This window comes from Paenibacillus sacheonensis, from assembly GCF_009909195.1.
GTDB classification, from domain to species: domain Bacteria; phylum Bacillota; class Bacilli; order Paenibacillales; family Paenibacillaceae; genus Paenibacillus_Z; species Paenibacillus_Z sacheonensis.
Genome location: NZ_JAAAMU010000001.1, coordinates 265,798 through 285,884, shown reverse-complemented (window position 1 = coordinate 285,884; position 20,087 = coordinate 265,798). Strand labels below are relative to the sequence as shown.

Below are 20,087 nucleotides of genomic sequence, written 5' to 3'. Positions count from 1 at the left end.
AACCCGCTGCCCATACGGAGGAGGCGCTGCTCATGAGGAATTGAACGTCTAGCAGCTTACATCATTTCGGCTTCGGCTTTCATCGGAGCCGCGCCCGCTTCGCGTTTCGGCATGCGCAGCTTGCCATAGAAGACAGAAGCCAGCAAACCGACGAGAACGACGATAATTCCGATCACGAACACGGATGTAACCGCATCGCTCAAAATGCTTTGCATGGCAGCAAGCAGCTTAGGCGGAATTTGCGCCTTCACTTCCGGCTGGAGCAGCGACTGCGGATTGGCCAATTTGGTCAATTGATCGGCAGGAATGTCTTTGAAATCGCCTTGAATGCCGGCGATGCCGTTTGTCATTTTGCTGGACATGATCACGCCCATGATCGCGACGCCGACCGTACCGCCGATGGAACGCGTGAACTGCGTCGTCGATGTGGCAACGCCCCGAAGGTCGTGGCCGACCGCGCTTTGCGCCGCGATGGTAAGCACCGGCATGAGCGCGCCCATCCCGAAACCAATGATGATCATGTAGAAAATAAGTTCCAAGCTGCTCGTATGGACGGACATTTGCGACATGAGGAAATATCCGACCGTCATGATCGCCATCGAGCTCATGACGATGGTCCGGTAGCTGATCTTCGTAATGAGGCGGCCGCCGAGAATGCTGGAGAGAATCAGCGACAGCATAAGCGGCGTTAAAATATACCCGGAATGCGATGCCGAGGTGCCGATGACGGCTTGCGAGAATAACGGAATATACGTGATTGCACCGAACATCCCCATCCCCATCATGAAGCCGACGACGCTGGATACGGAGATCGCGCGCACGCTGAACAGTTTAAGCGGAATGATCGGTTCTTTCACCTTGGATTCGATCCACAGGAACAACAGAACCAGCACGATGCTGGCGCCGAACAAGCCGAGGATTTGCGGGGAATCCCACGGATACTTCGTCATGCCGCCCTCGGATGAACCGCTTCCGCCCATCTCGATGGCAAGGAGGAACGCGACGACCGCGCCGGTAAGCGTTGAAGCGCCGCCCCAGTCGATCGATTTCTTCTCGGTGCTCTTGGACTCTTTCAGCGCGATCGATAGAATAATAGCCGCGAAAATCCCGAACGGCAAATTGATGTAGAAAATCCACTGCCAAGCCATATGATCGACGATAAAGCCGCCGACCGCCGGACCGAGCACGCTGGAGAGTCCGAAGACGGCGCCGAAGATCCCTTGCATCTTGCCGCGGCGGTCCGGAGGGAAAATATCGCCGATAATCGTCATGGCGATCGGCATCAAGGCGCCTGCCCCGATCCCTTGAATGGCGCGGAATACGATCAATTGCGTCATATCATGCGACAACCCGCAAAGGGCCGAACCGACGAGAAACAGCCCCATACCGATTAAGTATACGAGCCGTCTGCCGAACAAATCCGCCAGCTTGCCGAAGATCGGAACGGCCGTCGTCGAGGTTAGCATGTAGATCGTAAATACCCAGCTGTACAAGCTGAAGCCGTTCAATTCCGCGATCACGTGCGGCATCGCGGTCGAGACGATCGTTTGATCGAGCGATCCGAGCAGCAAGCCGAGCATAAGCCCGGTTACGATCCATTTAATTTGTTTAGGGCTGATATTGGTCATGATTCCACTTCCTTGTTCTGATCTTGTTTGTCTTGGATTAAGTCGTACAGCAGCTTGAAAGCTTCCAAAACAACGTCCAATTGCGATTCTTCCAGCTGCCCGACAATGCCGGTAAACCATGCTTTCCGTTGATTCCAGATCTGCCCGACGATCGCTTTGCCTTTCGCCGTTAACGTGAGCAGCACGACTCGGCGGTCTTCTTCCTGGCGGGTCCGCTCGATCAGCTCCAAAGCGACGAGCTTGTCGGTGAGTCCGGTGGCCGCGCCCGAAGTGACGCCGAGGAATTTGGCGACATCGTTGACCTTGCACGTTTTAATCTGGTTCAAGTACATCAACACGGAAATTTGGCCATTGCCCAAACTGAGCGGGTTTTCCAGCGTCTTCAAGCGATTTCTCGCTCTCTGCGACCACTTCTCCATAATGAGTTGAAGTTCGGAGAGCTTAGCGTCTTTGCCGCTCGCTTCTATGGGTCTTCTCCCTCCATTCCTAACAAGCCATTCGCTTCGGCTGCCAATGGCTTAACGTCTAAATAGCTTAGTTACTAAGATATTTACCTTCTGAGATGATATAACAGATTATGGAGGCGGTCAATAGTTTCGATACATAATAAAAAATGGACACCGTATTTCACAGTGTCCACCGCAGCCGTATCGAATCCTAACGCCTAGACATCAAGACCAAGCGATAGCGTTACATTAAGCATCCGAAGAATCATCGCGGCCGCTTCGGAGCGGCTGGCGTTATCGTTCGGCTTGAACAGCTGGTTGCCTTTACCGCCCGACGATACCCGCTGCGTGCAGCTGCTCGATGTACGACTTCGCCCGGCTGTTCGAAATATCCGAGAACGAATTCGTCGTCGGCGCAGGGGTCATCTTCATAACCCGAGCGAGTATCGCGGCGATCTCGGCGCGAGAGATCGGTCGATCTGGCATGAATAAACCATTTCCCTTGCCGTTCACTACGCCTGCATGTTCCAGCGCAGCGATCATGCCTTCCGCCCAATGCCCTTTCGTGTCCGTGAAAGGATGGTTGCCGGCCGTAACGGGAGTAACCAGATGCAAGGCTCTTGCTGTCATAGCAGCAAACTCCACTCGCGTTACGTTCGCATTGCCATGGAATTGACCGTCAGGCATGCCTGCGGCGATCCCCAGCTGCGACGCAATCGCAATGCCCGCCGCGCTCCAGTCCGACGGCCGCACGTCCGGGAACGTGACTTTGGGAGAAGAATCGAGCAATCGGCGCAGCGTGCGCTGCAATTCAGCCGGGCTGGGAGTCACGCTCGGATTCAATACGGGATGCTGCTCTGTCGGAACGGCAGGAAGCTTCGGATCCGCCGGGTCTGCGGTTCATTTCAATGCCGTGCTCCTCCGCCTCCGGCTGCGTGCGCGCGGACTGAACCCCGGGGTTCTCCCCCTATGGAACTCCATGAAAAAAGCGCCACTACCGAAGTAGTGGCGCTTTATTTATGGAGCCTAGGGGGATCGAACCCCTGACCTCATCGCTGCCAGCGATGCGCTCTCCCAGCTGAGCTAAGGCCCCGTATGTAAAGGTGACGACAAGAAAGAGTATAGCATGGATGGACTGGATTAAACAAGCTTTTTATGCAATTTTTTTTGAGCCCGCAGATATGAAGGAAGTAAGAGCCGAAAACCTGTCTCCGCCGGCCGGCAACCCGTCCTCCACCTCCTTGGCCGTCTATGCATAGGCGCTTCCCATCTCACGCCACTTAACAAAATAAAGCCCGCCCGCCGCAAAAAGCGGCGAGCAGGCAGCAGGAACGCGCTAAGCCAACGGATCCTTAGCCAGCAAGCTGTTCAGCTCTTTCATGAACATATCGATGTCCTTGAACTGCCGGTACACCGAAGCGAACCGGACGTAAGCTACCTCATCCACGGGGTAAAGCTGGGACATGACGAGCTCGCCGATCTCGCGGCTCTCGACTTCCGCTTGGGCGGTCGTCCGCAGCTCCTTCTCGGCTTCGGATACGATGATCTCCAGCTGATCGATGGACACCGGCCGCTTCTCGCAAGCGCGGATCAATCCGCGCAAAATTTTGTCGCGGCTGAATTCTTCCCGGCTGCCGTCCTTCTTGATGACGATAAGCGGGGTTTCCTCGATCATTTCGAACGTGGTGAACCGCCGCGTGCATCTCTCGCATTCACGGCGGCGGCGTATCGACTTATTTTCGTTAGCGGGTCTGGAATCGAGCACTTTCGTCCCAGCATTGTCGCAATACGGGCATTTCATCGTCTAACTCCTCCGTTTAATCGCGATGCGAATTTCAATCACCAAGTTAAAAAATTTCCCAAAGGTTACCTGTAATGAAAAGGCCATTAACGCACATAATACATTTACCAACCGCAAGGAGGTGAACGACAATGGCTAACAACAACAGCGGAAGCAACCAACTCGTAGTGCCACAAGCTAGCGCTGCATTGGACCAAATGAAATACGAGGTAGCTCAAGAGCTGGGTATTGCCATCCCGCAAGATGGATATTACGGCAATATTACGACTAAAGATGCCGGTTCCATCGGGGGCAGCATCACTCGTAAACTGGTACAAATCGCAGAGCAATCTCTTGCAGGTCGTTAATAAAGGATAGATCGACAAGCATTGGCTGGCTGCCGCAAGGCAGCCGGTCAATGCTCTTACCTATTCCACGCGAAAATCGGGATACAATTCTTCGTACTTATTATAATAATAAATAACCCGCTGTACATAGTGTCTTGTTTCCCCGTAAGGAATCTGATCCACTGTCCCAATCTCGCCGTCCCAAGTACCGTCGGACAGCCATCGGTTTACCGTCGTCGGGCCCGCGTTATAGGCAGCAATTACCTTAACCATGCTTCCCTCGAACTGATCGTTCAATTCGCCCAAATACCAGGAACCGATTTCAATGCCTGCCTCCGGACGCTTCGCGACCGATTCCGCCGTGATATCCTCGAATCCGCCTTTTTTGATGGCCCAATTCGCGGTGTCCGGCATCAGCTGCATAATGCCGACGGCGCCTTTCCGCGATACCGCTTCAGGCTTGTAATTCGTCTCCACGCGTATGATCGCCGCGACCAAATGAGGATCCAATTCGTACGTATCCGCGCTCGAGACGATCGCCTCGCGATAATGCACCGGATACAGCCAATGGCTCATCCATTCGGAGCGGACAAACAAAAGCGCAAGCAGGCCAAGTACCAAGATGAGAAATACGCGCTTGCGCAATCGTCTTTTCTTCTTCTTCATGACAATCCCTGCTCCAGCCAGAAGCGATCGACTTGCTGCTCCGTGTTCGCAAGCGTGCCGCTGTTATCGATGACGATATCGGCTAGGCCGCGCTTCTCTTCGATATCCATCTGCAAACCGACGCGCTGCTGGGCCTGCTCGTGCGTCAACGAGTTACGGGTCATCAGCCGTTCCATCTGAACGCGCTTTGGCACGTACACGACCATAACCGCATCGTATAAGCCGGCTTGTCCGGTTTCATACAAAAGCGGAATGTCAGCTATGATGAGCTGCTTCGGATCTTCGGCCTCGTACGCGCGGATTTGTTCCCACATCCGATTCCGGATCGCCGGATGGAGGATCCCCTCGAGAGCTGTCAGCCGCTCTCGGTTATCGAACACGAGCCTGCCGACTTCCGCGCGGTTCATCGTCCCGTCTTCGTTTAATACGGCTTGTCCGAACGCCGCGACAATCGCCGCCAAGGCAGGCTCGCCGGGAAGCACGACTTCCCGGGCTGCCTGATCGGCATCGACGAGCTTGGCGCCGCGGGCGACAAGCATTGCGGCCACCGTGCTTTTGCCGCAGGCGATCCCGCCGGTTAATCCAAGTTTCAATGCATTCACCTCATAATTCCGATCTAGAAGCGATTCCTTAAAGAGTTGCTCGGCGGTCCGCAGACCTACCGGTGGTTTTTACATAAGCCGGATCAATCCCATAACGATCAGCATGACGCCGGGCAGCACAGACATCGCCTGCATCCCGCGCCACGCCGCGAATCGAAATCCGAGCCGCATGCCCGCGAGCAGGAAGATGCCGCTTGCGGTGCTGATGACGATTGCCGTTAGCAGCGGATTGAATCCGACCATCGCGGCGCCGAGACCGGCGCCGAAGCTGTCGAGAGACAACGCGAAGCCGAGAAGAATGGCTTCCGAGGACGATATCGCGCCCGACCGGTCCACGTCCGCGATTTGCGGCTTCCGCAGGATTTGAATGACGATTCCGAGCCGCTTGAGCTCCAGGATCACGATCGTGGTAGCCGTGGCTTTCCCATCGTCCGCGTGCATGACGCTGTCCTGGGCGGTCTCGACCGGTTCGTCTTCTTGCGGAACGGCATTCGCGCGCCTGCGCTGCCACCATTGGATGAGCGCGTAAGCGCCGATCAGCATGAGCAGCACGGCTCCGATCCATTTGGCCGTCATCGGCGACATATAACCGGACAACAGCGAACCGATCTGCATCGATAGCCAAACGACGAGTCCCGAACAAAACGCGATAATGGAAATGGATAACAACGGTATACGAATACGTCTTAATCCGTACGTCACGCCGACTCCGAAACCATCCAAGCTGACGGCAAACGCCAGCAGCAGCAACGAAAACGCATGAATAAGCACCTTGATGTCCCTCCCGTGAAGACGAAACTGCAACGTCTGTGCATTCGCCTAGAAACATGAATGGTTCATCATATGCGGTTCATCGCGACTCGTGCCTTATTTAGCGTTCGGCTTGGCTTTCGTCTTGGCTGCCTTGGGACCTTTGACGACCTTCGCGGCTTTGCCCCGTTTGACCGGATGCGGCTGGCAGACCGGACAGGTGTGCGTTCCCCTGCCGCCGACGACGGTCTTGACGATCATCGTTCCGCAGCGCGTGCATGGCGCGTCGTTGCGCCCGTAGATGAGCAGCTGATGCTGGAACATCCCCATCTCGCCTTGTCCGTTGACGTAGGATTTGATCGATGAGCCCCCGGCCTCGACCGCTCTTCCGAGCGTGGCGCGGATCGCATCGTACAGCCGGATCCATTCCGGACTCTTCAGCGTCACCGCTTCGCGTTCGGGATGGATGCCTGCCGTGAACAGCGCCTCATCCACATAGATGTTGCCCAGACCGACGATGTAAGCCTGGTTCAGCAGCAGCGGCTTGACCTTGGTCGTTCGATGCGCGACTTGGCCTTTGAATGCCTGCAGCGTAAACGACTCGTCGAGCGGCTCGATGCCCAGCTTGTTCAGCGGCGGGTTCGTCAAGTCATCGCCAGGCGCGAACAAATGCATCGTGCCGAATTGGCGGACGTCCTTATAACGAAGCTCCGTGCCGTCGTCGAACCGAAACCGCACATGCGTGTGCAGCTCCACGGGCTCGTCCTGCGCGAAGACGCCGTAGCGGCCCTCCATGCGCAGATGCGAGACGAGCACGAGGCCGTCAAGCAGGATTCTCAGAAACTTACCCTTGCGTTCAACGGATTGAATCGTATGTCCGGCAAGCGCCGCCGCGAAAGCCTCGGGCTCCGCCGGGCGCTGAATAATTCTAGGAAGCGTCACGGTTACCCGTTCGATTCGTTTTCCTGCGACTAATTCGTTCAGCGTGCGCCGAACGGTTTCAACTTCCGGTAGTTCCGGCATATGAATGTATCTCCTCCCATGCCCATGGTTCAACCCCCATTATACGACATGAGCGCGAGAAAGTCTTACTTGGCTTCATACCAATTGTCCCCGTAGCTGACGTCCGCTCTCAGCGGCACGTCCAGCTTCAGCGCGCTTTCCATGACTTCCGGGACGAGCGTCTTCATCAGCTCCAGCTCTTCGGCCGGCACTTCGAAGACGAGCTCATCGTGTACTTGCAGCAGCATGCGGCTGCGCAGCCCGCGTTCGCGGAGCTCGTGATCCATCTTGACCATCGCAAGCTTGATGATATCCGCTGCCGTGCCTTGGATCGGCGTGTTCATCGCCGTCCGTTCCGCGAAGGAACGGAGGTTGAAGTTCGACGCTTTGATCTCCGGCAAGTAACGGCGGCGTTCCAACAGCGTCGTCACGAAACCGTCCTTCCGCGCCTGTGCCACGATGTCGTCCATATACTGACGAACCCCTTGGAAGACGGCAAAATATTGCTCGATGAACTTAGCAGCATCCTTCCGCGAGATGCCCAGGTTGTTCGACAGCCCGAAATCGCTGATGCCGTATACGATGCCGAAGTTGACGGCCTTCGCCTGGCGGCGCATGTTCGCATCCACTTCGGAGGCGGAGACGCCGAAGACGTCCATCGCCGTCTTCGTATGAATGTCCGTGTCTTCGATGAACGCTTCCTTCATCTTCTCGTCGCCGGAGATATGCGCGAGAACCCGAAGTTCAATCTGCGAGTAATCCGCCGCGAGAATTTTCCAGCCCGGCTCCGACGGCACGAACGCTTTGCGGATGCGCCTTCCTTCCTCCATCCGGATCGGGATGTTCTGCAGATTGGGGAATTGGCTCGACAAGCGGCCCGTCGCCGCGATCGTCTGCCGGTAATATGTGTGCACCTTGCCCGTATCGCGCCTAATCTCCTTCAGAAGTCCTTCCACGTACGTGGACTGCAGCTTGGTCAGCTGCCTGTAGTGCAGGATCATCTTGACGATCTCGGAATACGGTTCGAGCTTCTCCAGCACCTCGGCATCCGTGGAATAGCCGGTTTTCGTCTTCTTGATGACCGGCAGGCCGAGCTTCTCGAACAGCACCTCGCCCAGCTGCTTCGGCGAACCGATGTTGAATTCCATGCCCGCTTGGGCGTAGATGCCGCTCATGTATTGGGAGATGCCTTTCTCGAGCTCGGCGCCGAGATCTTCCAGCACGCCCGGATTCACTTGAATACCCTGCTTCTCCATGCCGGCGAGCACGACGGCAAGCGGCAGCTCCAGCTCGTCGTTCAGCTTCGTCATTTTGCCGTTATCCAGTTCGTTCGACAGCATCGGCACCAATCTGCGTACGGCATCGGCTTTGGCAGCCAGATGATGGGCCAGCACGTCGGCCTCCGGTACCTGGAGCCGCGCGCCTTTGCCATATACGGCTTCATCCGTCTGAATCGACGCGAGACCGTGACGCTGAATCAGCGCCGCAAGCGATTGGCTCGACTCCGTCGGATCCAGCAGATAGGCGGCCAGCAGCGCATCGAACGTAATGCCGCGCAGGTGGATGCCGATCCAGCCGAGAGCCAGCTCGGCCTTGTGCAGGTCGTAGCCGCGTTTCGGCGCGCTTTCATCCTCCAGCCATGTCCGCACCGGAGCGGATAGCGAAGGATCCATCAGGTCGTCATACGTCAGCACGACGATCCGCTCCCCGCTCGTAACCGCGATGCCGATCAGCCTTGCTTGATGCGGGTTATCTCCGATCGATTCGATATAGAGACTCTCCGAAGTGGCGAGCAGCTTCTCGAGATCCGCCTTGTCCAGGGAGCCGGCCCGAAGCACTTCATAGGTCGGAGGAGCTGCCGGAACGCCGTTATCCGTGCAGCCCGCGTCCGGAAGCGCCAGCCGTTCGATCAGCGACTTGAACTCCAGCTTGCGGAACATGTCCGCCAGCGCATGGGATTCATAGCCGCTGTAAGCCAGCTCTTCTGTCCCCTTCTCCAACGGCACCTCGCGGAAGATCGTCGCCAGCTTCTTGCTCATGATCGCGCTGTCCCGATGCGTCTGGACCTTCTCTTGCATCTTGCCTTTCAAGTCGGATGCATGCTCCAATACGCTCTCGACGGATCCGTATTCGTGCAGCAGCTTCAGTGCAGTCTTCTCGCCCACGCCCGGAATGCCGGGGATATTATCGGACGTATCGCCCATCAGACCCTTCAGGTCGATGATCTGCAGCGGCGTCAGACCGTACTTGTCCTGGATCTCGGCCGGATCGTAGCGGTCGACCTCGCTCACGCCCTTACGCGTCAGCGCGATCGTGACGTGGTCGGAGGCGAGCTGGAGCATATCCTTGTCGCCGGACACGACGACCGTCTCCACCCCTTGCTCGTCGGCGAGGCGGCTCAGCGTGCCGATAATATCGTCGGCCTCATAGCCGGGCAATTCATACTGCGCGATTCCGAAGGATTGCAGAAGCTCCTTCAGCACCGGAAACTGTTCGGACAGCTCCGGCGGCGTCTTCTGCCGTCCGCCCTTGTAATCCTCGTAACCTTCGTGGCGGAACGTTATTTTGCCGGCGTCGAATGCCACGAGCATATGCGTCGGCTTTTCTTCCTCCAGCAGCCTAAGCAGCATCGTCGTGAAGCCGTATACGGCATTCGTATGCAGCCCTGCCGAATTCGTCAGCGGCGGCATGGCGAAGAATGCTCTGTAAATAATGCTATTCCCGTCGATCAATACCCATTTATCCATTGAAAAGGCACACCTCACCCGTTAGTTTCCTAGGCTTATCATAGCACAAAGCAAACAAGCTTTCCCAATGAATCCGCTGCCGCGGACCCTCGGAAAGCTTGATTTCGGTGCTTGTTGACGGCCGAATCCCTCTAATCGCCGCGAGCTTGGAACGCAGCTTGCCAACGCCAGCTTCAATCAGCCGCCATTAACCGCCGTCTCGGACGGATACAAGGCGAACGGCGCCGGACGGCCGAGCAGAAAGCCTTGCGCGTATTGAACGCCGAGCGCCCGAATATACAGAAGCTCCTCGTCCTCCTCGATGCCCTCGGCGATCAGCTTGATGTCCATCTTCGCCGCCAAATCCGCGAACGTCTGAACGAGATGCGCTTTCATGCCGTCCTGGTGGATGCCGCGGATCAGCGAACGGTCGAGCTTGATGTAGTCCGGCTTCAGCTCGACGATCGACTGCAGCGAGGAGTAACCCGCTCCGGCGTCGTCGATTGCGATTTGGTAGCCTTGCGTGCGGTAGTGGTGAAGAATGCGTTTGGCCGCATCGAAATCCTCGATCGACGTCCGTTCCGTAATTTCGAACACGACATGATGCGGGGACAAGCCGTACTGCTGCAGCAGGAGCAGCGTCTGTCCCGGCGAGAAGGACGCATCGTTCATGATCTTGGCCGTAATATTAATGAACAGCTTGCGCCCGCTCGCAAGTCCGGCGCAGCCCTCGATCGCTTTCTCGCGCGCAAGCCGGTCGAGCGCGTACGTCAGTCCCTCTTCGTCGGCGAATTGAAACAGACCGAGCGGCCCGTCGAACCAACGGCTGCCCGGCAGACGGGACAACGCTTCATACCCGAACAACGACGCCTTGTCCCGCTGAAGCGACATGATGGGCTGGTACACCGGCATGATCAGCCGTTCGTCCAAGATATGTTCGAGGGCTCTGCGCTTCAAGCTGCGTTCGGCCGCGCCGATGGATTGACCGTGCACGATGGCGCGTTTGATTCCGTCGTACAGGCGTTCTTCTTCCGATACGATCCCGCCGTCCAGATACGAGACGCCCGTATGCAGGCGCAGCTCGGCCACATGACCGCCGAAGGCCGATTCCACGAACCGCGGCTCCCAGTCCAGCTGCAGCTCGTTCCCGATTTCCAGCAGACGCTCTTCCAGCTTCTCCGCGCGCTCGTCCGGCAGGGAGAAACAGACGAAGAGATCGTCTCGCATCCACATGCGGGTCACCCCGTTCAAGAATGCCTGCCCGTCCTCGTCCAGCGCCTTCTCTGCGAAACGCCGCCAATTCGCGCGCAGCCGGCTTTTGATCTCCGGCTTCTCCTGCGCTTTGCCATGCCAGGCAAAGTAAATGATTCCCATCCCGACGCTGTCTTTTCTCACGTTCACCTTATTCCCTCTCCCAGATGCTTCTCAAATACATGGCCTGTCACATAGGCGCTTCCGCTGATCGCTTTGGCCTGTTTCTTCAGACGCGCCGCCGCCTGCGAGATGATGGAAGTCGTCACATGCTCCGAACCATCCCACAGCAGCAGCGACAAGGACAACGCTACGCCTTCCTGCGCTACGGGGTTCCCGCTCCTGTCCGTAACGGAGGAGACGTCGGCATCGCCGTAGAACGCCGCAACGCCTTCGTTGAACCGGGTAATCATTTGCCGACAATGCAGGTCCGCATCATCGGATTCGATCAGTAGAATGAAGTCATCCCCGCCAATGTGACCGACGAAATCGCCTCTTGGTCCCTCTTGGACGGTCTCCTGCTGCAGCACGTCGGCCAGGAAACGGATCAACTCGTCGCCCTGACTGAATCCGAAGCAGTCATTGTACCATTTGAAATAATCCAGATCGGCATACACGATGGCAAAAGGCCGTCCGGCATCGATCCGCCGCTGCAGCTCGCGCTGAATCGCCGCATTCCCCGGCAGTCCGGTAAGCGGACTAGCGGTTAAAGCCTCTTCCGTCCGCAGTTGCGTAATGCATTCCAGAATGGATCGGACGGACGCGGCGCCGATGAGCCGCTGGTCGCGCATGATGATAACGACGTGATACAGACGGGAAATATCCCGCGCCATCGCCATCTGGGACACTTGCTCTACCGGCCAGCTGGCGTCGACCACGAGCGCCTCTTCGTCCATGATCTTGGCGATGGAGCGATTCCAGTAGAGCGGAAGTCCGAACTGGCCTGCAAGCAGCTGATTCATGTTTTCTTTCATGACCAATCCGAGCGGACGGCCCTCGCTCGCGATGACGGCTCCCTGTACCTGCGGATTCGTCTCGAACATCCGTGCGAGATCGGACACGAGCGCTTCGAGATGAAACGACGGAATCGGCTTGGCGAGCGCGCCGATCGGGAACGGCGAGGGTCCGCCGTGCATCCGGGGGGATGGCGGGCTCAACCGATGCAGCTGGCCGATCGTCGGAGACTGCCCGGGCATGCTCGGGTACGCCCGCCCGCCGAACAGTTCGGCAGCGGTCTCCGACGTCGCCGACTGCTCGAATGTGACGAATTCATCCTCCTGCCGGAAGCGCGATCGCATCACGGCGGTCATCGCTTCTTTCACGGAATTATAGATCGTCGCTTCGGCCGACCGGCCGATACTTGTCGGGTAAGCCAGCGCTTGACCGATGGCAAAATGGGATACGGCCGGCCCCCCGCTTCCCTGCTTGCCGAGGTCTAACTTCGCGTAGACGCGTTTCAACCGCTCGTGCAGGCCGGATACGGCGCGGCGGATCAGCTTGTCCAGCTGCTCTTCCGACTTGCCCCGCTGCAGGAAATAGAAGAAATCCGTCTCCATCCGGTAGCGCCAGATCAGCCGCCGCTGCTCGTTCATCCAGCCTGTCAGCGCCTCGTAGGCGACGGAGGGCGAATTTCCGTACAGATGGACGATAATGACGCCGATCCCACCATGATGCCATTGCTCCATAAGTCGGTTAATCATCGTGCGGTCCAACAGACCATATCCAATTTCATCCACGGGAATCCCTCTTAGGCGTGAGTCGTTTTGACTAGCTTATAGGTCTATTGTAGGTGTTGAATGTGAAGAGAGCGTTGTTCCTCTGTTAAAATGATGTAAAACATGCGCAATCGCAAAAATCGCAGCCAGCTTCTGCTCCATCCCGTCTCGCGCTGCCGACGCCCTCGCGGATGACTTGAAAAACGACAAAGAACCAAGCTCCCGTCGGGATGGCTTGGTTCTCGCGAGTCATGTGTTATTTCGTCAGAGAGAGATCGTCGATGTAGAAGTCTCCGAGCGTGCTTTCCGTCTGCACGTACAAGACCGCCGAATTAAGTTGCCCCGTCCATGTGACATTGTCGAGCTTCGACATCTGGGTCCAACCGCTGCTGCTCACGTTGGTCATATCCGTCTGCGCCCAATGCCTGCCGGCGGAATCGTCGATCTGGATCGCGATCTGCGCCCGGTCCGTGCCCGAGGCAAGCTTAGCCCAGCCGGACAAATCGTAACCGCCCTGCCCCCCGATCCGCAGCACGTTCGTGACGTCTTGCGTCGGGCTTGCGTGCCGGAGCGTGCGGGAGCCGATCTTGCCGCTGGCCGTGCCGCTTCTCTTGGTCGCCGTATCGACGGTAAAGGTGCCGCCGAATCCGTTGGTCCAGCCCGCCGAACCGTTCTCGAAGCCGCCATTGGCAAGCAGCGTGCCGTCTCCCCCGCCCGCAGGCAGCGCGAACAACCGGCCTTCGCCCTTGTCGAGCGTAATCGTCAATTGTCCCGATGCCGCATTGTACGTGAAGCCCGTGCCGGTTTCCAGTCCCGTCGACTTCGATATTTCCGTCAGCGAAGCCGGGCGAGGGAAGAGATTGAAGGTCGCCGTGCGGGCGCTGGCGTAATCGCGGTTCGTCAGCATGACGTATTGGCGTCCGCCTGCGTTCGTGAAGGTACCTAGAATCAGCGGCTGCGAGGCATCGGTCGGCTTGATGTACAGCGAATCGGGAATCGGCTGCGTGCCTCTCGGAATCGACGTGCCCGAATGATACACCGCTTGCGAAGTCAGATCCTTGAGCGTCCCGCTCAAATAATGCATCTCCCGATTAAGCGCCTGGATGTCGTAATAAGCCGTCTGCAGCGTGCCGTTGGTCGATACCGGCGTATCGGCGAAGTATTCATCCCAGCCGACGACGGGCTGCGGCTGCCAATACGTGAACCAGTACATGAGCTTGAAGCCGTACGTCAAATACGTATACACGTTCCAGCGTTTCTCGCCGAGACTCGGATTGCGGTACTTGACGAACGTGCCGTTGGCATTTTGAATCTTGGTGCTCTGCAGGTAGCCGCCGTACTTCACGTCGTGGTCCAGCCCGCGCTCGCGCACCAGCTCGGCGTTAAGGAAGTAGGAAGCGTCGTAGTCGGTACCCGCTCGGAACGGATAGTTATCGAACAGCAGCTCGTCGGTGCCGCTGATGTCCAGCAGATCGTCCATGAAGTTGTCGTAGAAACTGCCGAACGCCACCTTGAAGTAGTAGTCGGTGCCGCCGGCGAGCGCCGTGCCGTTGTTGTAGCCCTGGCCGCCCGCGTACGTGCTCGAAGCGCCCTTGGTCACCCAACCGAGCGGAACGCTGCTGGCGCTCGTAATCTCGAAGTAGTAGGACGTGCTCGGGCTGACGGGCTGGTAGAGCTTGAAGATCGGATAATTGCCGTTGTTCGAGCTGGTGTACGTATCGGACGTCGCGATCAGCTTGGTGCGGGCCGGACTATCCCACAAGGAGAGGGTGATCGGCTGATGTCCGCTGTTCCACTGTCCCGCGTCCATGTTGAGCTGGATGTAATGGATGCGGCGATTGACGCTGGCAGGCGTCGTGAACGTCTGGCCGATGCGGTTCGCATTCGTGACGTAATCGCCGCTCGTGTTGCCGGGCGATATAATGTCCGGCGTGTTATCCCTCGGCTTGTAGAGCCGGAAGAAGTAGTCGTAACTCTGTGCCGCGCCGTTGACGTAACCGGCTCCGTCCGCGTACGAGCTGACATCGGAGCGCTGGACCCAGCCGACGCTGTTGTTGCCTCCGCCGTTATGCGTTAATTCGAGATAGTAGGTCGCGCCCGGAGTGACCGGTGCCTTGAGCTCGAAGTACGGAAAGAACAACCGAAGGTCGCTGCTGCCGTTGCCCGTAATGCTGCTCTGCGCGATCATCGTCGTTCGGGACGGGCTGTCCCACAGCTTGAGCGTCAACGTCTCGGCGGACGACCATTCCCGCATGTCGATTTTGAGATCGACGCCATGCAGCACGCTCATCCCGGCCGGGATTTTGACCGTCTGGCCGAGGCGCTGCGCCGACGTCACGAAATTGCCGTTCTGCTGGGCGCCGGAATTGGAGACAGTCAGCTTGCCTGGCGTCGGGAAGTAGCCGTCCTCCACGTAGACGGGAGCGAGGTTGATGTAATAGTCCAGCTGCGGCGCGAACGCTTTGGCGTGCCGGATCGTGTTCGCGTAGCCTTCGATATTCCAAGCCGCCGGTTCGTCCTTGATATTGATCGCCGATACCCGCGAATCGTTCTTGTAAGGCGTCAGCCTGCTGTCGAGCGTCGCATAATCGTCCGGCGTATAAGACTGATAATCGTATAAGCCGCCGTCGGTCACGAACAGCTGGACGCCCTTCGCATAACTGTTTGCGATGCCGTTCTCGTTTTCAGCCTTGGTGTAATTGATGCCCCCCGACGTTTCGACGGAGACCATGCGATCCAAGTACGCGTTCGCGATATTCTGCCAGTGGGCGCTCGTGTTGTAATCCGTGGGCCGGATCATTGGCTGCTGAAAGGCGCCGATATGGAATTCACCCGTTCCTGCCGCGCTTACGCCGCTTGTGCCCACGGGGAGTGCCATCGACAACGCGAGCAATCCTGCCATTTTGTTGGTCCAGCGCTTCCTCATTAATGAATCACACCCTTTTCGATTGGTTGAATGCCGACTTCATCGCTTCGAAATACAGGTCATGTCCATAGTTGTTCGGATGATTGATATTGTTGAGCAGCAAACTCTCCGGCGTCTTGCCCGCGGCGAGCGCCCGCATCCACGCCGCATGGGCGTCGCCAACGGGGATGCCCCGATCCCGCCCGATGGCCCTAAGCGCCTCCGCATACTCGCCGATCTGGCCGCTTGTATGCTTCCACAACGGATTGGGCTCGCATGGCGTCACCAGTATAACGGCCGCATCGCCGGCTTCGCTGATTGCGTCTACCATCTGCCGAATATTGCGCTTGTAATCTTCGAGCGGGACGCCGTTGCCATGCTCGTATTTGTTCTGGTCGTTCATGCCGTAGCCGACCGTGACGAGGTCCGGGCGCAGCGGCACGATGTCCGTCGCGACGCGCGCGGCGCCGCCTTCGCTGGTCTCCCCGCCGATGGCGCGGTTCTCGATCGTGACGCGGCATCCGGGATGAGTCTCCTCGATCCAAGCCGCCAGCCGCCCGAAGAACGCAAGCGCTGGTTCGCCGGCATCCCCGCCCGCGCTGATGCTGTCCCCGAGCACCGCGTAGACGATCTCGCCGCCGCGGACCAGCTTCTCCCGCAGGCCGGCGAGCGGGTCAGCGGCCAAATCGCCGAAGCCGTTCGCGGCGTGCGATTCCGAATCGCTAACGTCGACCGCTTTAAGCGCTTCTTCGGCTTCCTCATACTGATAAGTTGCATAGACGGTATAGTCGCGGTTCGTATACGAAGGATATTGCGTATGGTCGAACGCCGTTACTCCGCTCAGCGCATGTTCCGACCAGTCCGGGATCCGGCTGGCCGATGTCCGCGCGATATAGCCGGCATCGTAGTCGACCTCGAAGTCGATCCCTTCCTCGAATTTGCCGCCTCCCGCATGCGCGGTCATTCGAACGCCGCCGGACCGCAGCGGGACGTGGCGCATCCGCTGCCTCTCCGATGACGCGAATACGAACGATTCCGCTTCCTGGACCTTTTTCATTTGACCGCCCCCGCTACGAGCCCTTCATTAATCCGGCTCTGGAATATGGCATACAGCAACAAGATGGGAACCATCGAAATAAACAACCCGGCGAACAACGGCCCCCACTCCGTCCGGTACTGCATCTCGCCCTGCATGACGGCCAGTCCGACCGGCAGCGTGTATCGGCCCGGATCGTTCATAAGAATCAAAGCTAACGGGTATTCGTTCCAGAAGCTGAGCGCGTTCACGATGCTGACGGTGATCAGTCCCGGCATGGCAAGCGGCAGCATGATGCGCAGGAAGACCCCGTAATGGGAAGCGCCGTCCATCGTCGCGGATTCCGACAGCTCGCGCGGCAGCGATTTGAAGAAGCCCATGATGACGAAGATGCCGAACGGCAGCGCGCCGATCGCGTAGAGCAGGATCAATCCGGTCAATGAGTTGGTCAAGTGCAGCGTATCGAAGAGGAAGAACATCGGCACGAGGGTCAGGATAGCCGGAATCATAAGCGATGAGATGTAGAAATAGTAGAGCAGCCCGCTGCCCTTGAACGTATATCTGGCCAACACGTAGCCCGTCGTAGCCGACAACAGCAGCGCGAGCGCCATGCTCCCGACCGTCACGACGATGGAATTGACGAAGTAACGGCCGAAGTGGTACGTCTCCCACGTATAGGAGAAGTTGGACCACAGCAGCGGGAACTTGGGCAGGGCCCACGCTTTGCCGTTAAAGAACTGCTGGTTATCCTTCAGCGAACCCATGATCGACCAGAACACCGGATACACGACGCAAAATGCCCATAGGACGAGAACGGCTCCGGATATCCATCTTGGGATACGGTTTACAGCAAATGGTCGCAAACTGAAATCCCCCTTTATGAAAGCTCTACGGAATCCCGCTTCATGATCCGCTGCAGCATGATGGTCGTCACGAGAGACAGCACAAGAATGACGATGCCGATCGCGGAAGCATAGCCCATGTGGTATTGCTTGAAGCCCATTTGGTACAGGTAATACCCAAGCACTTGCGTCGCGTTGTCGGGACCGCCTTCCGTCATGACGCTGACGATGGCGAAGGAACCGTTAAGCGAGGTCAGCATGATCAGCACGATCGACACCTTAATCTGCTCCCAGACCAGAGGCACCGTAATATGCCAGAACTGTTTCCACTGTCTGGCGCCGTCGATCTGAGCCGATTCGTACAATGGTTCCGGAATGCCCTTGATACCGGCGATCAAGAGGATCATGAAAAACCCGACCCCCGCCCATATCGCGGGAGGAAGCAGCGCCAGCAGCGCGTAAGACGAATCTCCCAGCCATGGCGTCTCCACCGGCTTCCCTTGCGTTTCCGACAAGAGCCCGTTCAGAATTCCGAGCTTCGGATTGTAGATGAAGCGCCACAGCACGCCGATGACGACGACGGACATAACGTTCGGGAAGAAAAACGCGAACCGGTAGAATTTAGAGCCGCGCAGCTTGAGCCTGGTCAACGCGACGGCGAAGAAGACGGCCAGCAGCATGATGCCGAAGATCTTTGAAAAAACGAGGAAATAATCGTTGCGAATCGCCTTCGCGATGACCGGATCGCTGGCCATGTCCTTGAAGTTGCGAAGCCCGATATAATCCATGGATTCGGCGGAGCCGGACCAGTCGAACAAGCTGTAATGGAGGCCTCGGAGCACCGGATAGACCGTGAACACGAGGAACAGAATCAACGTCGGCCAAACGAAAGAAGCGATAAACAACCGCCGTTTCCACGCTGCCGTCATGCAATCACCCCGGACATGAAATTCGGGAAGGGACAACTGCATGGTAACTCTCCATGCCGCTATCCCGCTCCCGGTTATGCTTTATTTCTGCGATCTGACTTTCTCCGCTATTTTCTCCATGCGCTCGGCCCACTCGTCCGCTTGAATCTTGTTATCCGTCAGCGCGAGCGTCGCGTTCTCCATCTCCTTGTTGACGTCGGCTTGGATCGGAACCGCCGGCGCGACGATGAGATTGTCGCTGCTGTAGAACTTGATGGCGCCTTTGGACACCTCGCTTGCTTTGGAGCTGTCGAGATCGACCTTCAGATTCATCAGCGCGCCTGTTTTCTCCGCCCACTCGATGGCCGCTTTTTTCGTGAAGATGTATTGAATGAACGCTTTGGCGGCTTCCGGATTCTTGGCTTTGGACGCGATTGCCATCGGGCTCGTATACGGATTGGCGACGTATTTGCCACCCGGCGCTTGGGAGATCGACGGAATATAGCCGAATTCGAAGCCTTCCGGCGTATCCTTGGCCATCTCGTTCGGCAGCCACAGGCCGTTCGGGATAAAGGCATCCTTGTGCTGCAGGAACTGCATTTGCGAATCGGTGTGGTTCAAGGCGACCGCCGCTTTGTCGATCAAGCCTTTGTCGCGCATCGTGACGAGCTGCCCGACCGCTTTCATGACCGGCTCGCTCTTGAAGATGCCCGGCTTCAAATCCGAGACGTCCTGGAGGATGGAAGGATCGTCGCCGTTCGCCGACACCATGGCCGGAAACAGGAAGCCGCCGATCAGATACCCCGTGTAGACGCCGGGGTGAATATACGGCGCGATGCCAGCCGCCTTGATCTTCTCGCTCACCGTCACGAAGCTGTCGAAATCCTTCGGCGCCTCCCAGCCGTTCTTAGAGAAGAGCGCCTTGTCGTAGAACGTCCCCCACGAGCCGAAGACGAGCGGTACCGTATACAGCTTGCCTTCGATCGCCGATGGCTGCGTGATGACCACGTCCGACAGCTTCTCGCCGTCGACGTTCTCGGCGCTCGCGAACCATTCGGTCAGATCCATCAGCTGGCCGTCCTTGACCGCCTGGCCGACGTCCAATCCGCCCGCGCCGTCGATGTAGACGAGGTCCGGCGGATCGTTCTTGATCCAGCGCGGCTTCATCTGATCGTTGATCTTCGGACCCGCGGATTCCTTGATGTTCAGATCGGGGTGAAGCTCTTTGAACCCGGCGATCATCGATTTCCACCAAGCGTCTCCGTAGCCGCCGACGAAATATTGAATCTCGAAATCTCCTTTGAGCTGCGCCGTCTCCGCGGCCCCGTTCTTGGACGTACCGGAAGTCGGCGTCGATGCGTTCTCTTTATTGTTGTCGCCTCCGCCGCATGCGGCAAGTACACCGGACATCAGAAGCATGAGCGCGGTTGCCGTCAAACTTGCTTTTCTCTTGAGCATTCGAAACAACTCCCCTCGATTTGTC

The 20,087-nt window shown here is 57.7% G+C and carries 17 protein-coding genes and 1 tRNA gene; 1 reads left to right on the top strand and 17 read right to left on the bottom strand.

Translation table 11 applies throughout. The annotated features are described in order from the left end of the window. Positions 1-56: 56 nt before the first annotated feature. The 5 genes from GT003_RS01100 to nrdR all read right to left on the bottom strand — a co-directional run bounded on the left by GT003_RS01100 (position 57) and on the right by nrdR (position 3,875). On the bottom strand, positions 57-1,628 hold the full coding sequence (locus GT003_RS01100) for an MDR family MFS transporter (RefSeq protein WP_161693535.1): 1,572 nt from the start codon (positions 1,626-1,628) through the stop codon (positions 57-59). Next, positions 1,625-2,014 (bottom strand): MarR family winged helix-turn-helix transcriptional regulator, encoded by a 390-nt coding sequence (locus GT003_RS01095; protein WP_161693533.1) that lies wholly within the window; start codon positions 2,012-2,014, stop codon positions 1,625-1,627. Before GT003_RS01095 ends, GT003_RS01100 begins: the two co-directional genes overlap by 4 nt. A 384-nt stretch (positions 2,015-2,398) precedes the next feature. Further along, positions 2,399-2,917, bottom strand: coding sequence for an S-layer homology domain-containing protein (locus GT003_RS01090; protein WP_161693531.1), 519 nt, complete (start codon positions 2,915-2,917; stop codon positions 2,399-2,401). Between the two features lie 177 nt (positions 2,918-3,094). Continuing rightward, positions 3,095-3,167 (bottom strand) — tRNA-Ala (locus GT003_RS01085). A gap of 243 nt (positions 3,168-3,410) precedes the next feature. Beyond that, positions 3,411-3,875: a transcriptional regulator NrdR gene (gene nrdR / locus GT003_RS01080; protein ID WP_161693529.1), complete on the bottom strand. Its 465-nt coding sequence runs from the start codon at positions 3,873-3,875 to the stop codon at positions 3,411-3,413. Between the two features lie 131 nt (positions 3,876-4,006). Between nrdR and GT003_RS01075 the strand changes: the two genes are divergently transcribed. Continuing rightward, the gene (locus GT003_RS01075; protein WP_161693527.1) at positions 4,007-4,222 is read left to right on the top strand and encodes an alpha/beta-type small acid-soluble spore protein; all 216 of its coding nucleotides are present in this window, start codon (positions 4,007-4,009) and stop codon (positions 4,220-4,222) included. A 60-nt stretch (positions 4,223-4,282) separates the two neighbouring features. On the opposite strand, the gene GT003_RS01070 is transcribed toward GT003_RS01075, so the two are convergent. The 12 genes from GT003_RS01070 to GT003_RS01015 form a co-directional block, all read right to left on the bottom strand. Beyond that, on the bottom strand, positions 4,283-4,867 hold the full coding sequence (locus tag GT003_RS01070; protein WP_161693525.1) for a lytic transglycosylase domain-containing protein: 585 nt from the start codon (positions 4,865-4,867) through the stop codon (positions 4,283-4,285). After that, positions 4,864-5,460: a dephospho-CoA kinase gene (gene coaE / locus GT003_RS01065; protein WP_161693523.1), complete on the bottom strand. Its 597-nt coding sequence runs from the start codon at positions 5,458-5,460 to the stop codon at positions 4,864-4,866. The genes GT003_RS01070 and coaE overlap by 4 nt, the downstream gene beginning before the upstream one ends. Before the next feature lie 78 nt (positions 5,461-5,538). Then, positions 5,539-6,240, bottom strand: coding sequence for a sporulation membrane protein YtaF (gene ytaF, locus GT003_RS01060; RefSeq protein WP_161693521.1), 702 nt, complete (start codon positions 6,238-6,240; stop codon positions 5,539-5,541). A gap of 96 nt (positions 6,241-6,336) precedes the next feature. Continuing rightward, complete coding sequence (gene mutM, locus GT003_RS01055; RefSeq protein ID WP_161693518.1) at positions 6,337-7,242, bottom strand: DNA-formamidopyrimidine glycosylase; 906 nt, start codon at positions 7,240-7,242, stop codon at positions 6,337-6,339. Positions 7,243-7,307: 65 nt separating this feature from the next. Beyond that, positions 7,308-9,968 (bottom strand): DNA polymerase I, encoded by a 2,661-nt coding sequence (gene polA, locus GT003_RS01050; protein ID WP_161693516.1) that lies wholly within the window; start codon positions 9,966-9,968, stop codon positions 7,308-7,310. A 177-nt stretch (positions 9,969-10,145) separates the two neighbouring features. After that, positions 10,146-11,348 carry an EAL domain-containing protein gene (locus tag GT003_RS32340; protein WP_161693514.1) on the bottom strand — a complete coding sequence of 401 codons (1,203 nt, stop codon included), beginning with the start codon at positions 11,346-11,348 and terminating at the stop codon, positions 10,146-10,148. Next, a complete protein-coding gene (locus GT003_RS32945) occupies positions 11,345-12,934 on the bottom strand; it encodes a diguanylate cyclase domain-containing protein (RefSeq protein ID WP_161693512.1) in 1,590 nt (529 codons plus the stop codon). The genes GT003_RS32340 and GT003_RS32945 overlap by 4 nt, the downstream gene beginning before the upstream one ends. Positions 12,935-13,169: 235 nt before the next feature. Beyond that, positions 13,170-15,839 (bottom strand): carbohydrate binding domain-containing protein, encoded by a 2,670-nt coding sequence (locus GT003_RS01035; protein WP_161693510.1) that lies wholly within the window; start codon positions 15,837-15,839, stop codon positions 13,170-13,172. A 7-nt stretch (positions 15,840-15,846) separates the two neighbouring features. Beyond that, a complete protein-coding gene (locus tag GT003_RS01030) occupies positions 15,847-16,875 on the bottom strand; it encodes an SGNH/GDSL hydrolase family protein (RefSeq protein ID WP_161693508.1) in 1,029 nt (342 codons plus the stop codon). Further along, positions 16,872-17,717: a carbohydrate ABC transporter permease gene (locus GT003_RS01025; RefSeq protein WP_239565657.1), complete on the bottom strand. Its 846-nt coding sequence runs from the start codon at positions 17,715-17,717 to the stop codon at positions 16,872-16,874. Before GT003_RS01025 ends, GT003_RS01030 begins: the two co-directional genes overlap by 4 nt. 14 nt (positions 17,718-17,731) lie before the next feature. Then, positions 17,732-18,625, bottom strand: a complete 894-nt coding sequence (locus GT003_RS01020) for a carbohydrate ABC transporter permease (protein WP_161693506.1) — start codon at positions 18,623-18,625, stop codon at positions 17,732-17,734. Between the two features lie 81 nt (positions 18,626-18,706). Further along, positions 18,707-20,062, bottom strand: a complete 1,356-nt coding sequence (locus tag GT003_RS01015) for an extracellular solute-binding protein (RefSeq protein WP_161693504.1) — start codon at positions 20,060-20,062, stop codon at positions 18,707-18,709. Positions 20,063-20,087 lie beyond the last annotated feature (25 nt).

Coding starts and splice junctions, on each gene's coding strand:
- GT003_RS01100 (WP_161693535.1), bottom strand. CDS start 1,628: ATGACCAATATCAGCCCTAAACAAATTAAATGGATCGTAACCGGGCTT.
- nrdR (WP_161693529.1), bottom strand. CDS start 3,875: ATGAAATGCCCGTATTGCGACAATGCTGGGACGAAAGTGCTCGATTCC.
- GT003_RS01075 (WP_161693527.1), top strand. CDS start 4,007: ATGGCTAACAACAACAGCGGAAGCAACCAACTCGTAGTGCCACAAGCT.
- GT003_RS01070 (WP_161693525.1), bottom strand. CDS start 4,867: ATGAAGAAGAAGAAAAGACGATTGCGCAAGCGCGTATTTCTCATCTTG.
- mutM (WP_161693518.1), bottom strand. CDS start 7,242: ATGCCGGAACTACCGGAAGTTGAAACCGTTCGGCGCACGCTGAACGAA.
- polA (WP_161693516.1), bottom strand. CDS start 9,968: ATGGATAAATGGGTATTGATCGACGGGAATAGCATTATTTACAGAGCA.
- GT003_RS01035 (WP_161693510.1), bottom strand. CDS start 15,839: ATGAGGAAGCGCTGGACCAACAAAATGGCAGGATTGCTCGCGTTGTCG.
- GT003_RS01030 (WP_161693508.1), bottom strand. CDS start 16,875: ATGAAAAAGGTCCAGGAAGCGGAATCGTTCGTATTCGCGTCATCGGAG.
- GT003_RS01020 (WP_161693506.1), bottom strand. CDS start 18,625: ATGACGGCAGCGTGGAAACGGCGGTTGTTTATCGCTTCTTTCGTTTGG.
- GT003_RS01015 (WP_161693504.1), bottom strand. CDS start 20,062: ATGCTCAAGAGAAAAGCAAGTTTGACGGCAACCGCGCTCATGCTTCTG.